The sequence below is a fragment of the Olavius algarvensis spirochete endosymbiont genome, assembly GCA_900608495.1.
Taxonomy (GTDB): domain Bacteria; phylum Spirochaetota; class Spirochaetia; order DSM-2461; family DSM-2461; genus UBA2779.
Genome location: UWYT01000043.1, coordinates 1 through 652 on the forward strand (window position 1 = coordinate 1; position 652 = coordinate 652).

A 652-nucleotide genomic window follows, 5' to 3' on the forward strand; every position below is an offset into this window, starting at 1 on the left:
GCTCCTTTTTGTTTTCTTGGCCCGTCCCGAAAGGTTTGGTGAACGCTTGGGACGGCCATTTCCTTAAACCGCTCCAACAAGAGCGGGGCTTGCAAAAGTGTGTCAAGAGTGTTAGCGATATTTCTAACTCAGCTAGAGTATACTGCTATATGCAGTATGTCAACTGCAAAAAAAATTGCTGTGAGAGAATAACTGTATTATTGTGAAAATGGTTGATTCATTCTCATTACAACTCGGACAAAGAATCTCAAATAACCGCAAAAAATCAGGCTTGAGCCAGAAACAACTTGCTGAAAAACTTGGTATCTCCCAACAGCTTATGGCAAATTATGAATTGGGACAAAGACGTATACACGCACGTCTCCTTTTTCAGATAACAGTGATTCTTCAGATTGGGTTTGAAACCTTAGTAGGGTTAAAGGAAAAAAGTAAACCTGGTCCAGCCCCGAAATTACAGCAGCGTCTTGAACAGATTCAACAACTACCTACAACAAAACAGAAAATGGTTCTGGAATTTTTAGATTCATTTCTACATCAAGGATTTCAAAACAGATAAAGAGCTCCTGTAGATATTTTTTACTCATCCTACCCCTCCAACCCCAAGCGGCTCATCCAGGGCCTTTAGGCATCAGCTTGCAGATATCAAACCCTT

1 protein-coding gene is annotated in these 652 nt (G+C 40.8%); it reads left to right on the top strand.

The genetic code is table 11. The features are described from left to right. Positions 1-208: 208 nt before the first annotated feature. Positions 209-556 (top strand): helix-turn-helix domain-containing protein, encoded by a 348-nt coding sequence (locus S1OALGB6SA_RS00885; RefSeq protein ID WP_230204333.1) that lies wholly within the window; start codon positions 209-211, stop codon positions 554-556. Positions 557-652: the final 96 nt, after the last annotated feature.

What these genes read in the sequence shown, in the direction of transcription:
- S1OALGB6SA_RS00885 (WP_230204333.1), top strand. Translation starts at nt 209, where the DNA reads ATGGTTGATTCATTCTCATTACAACTCGGACAAAGAATCTCAAATAAC.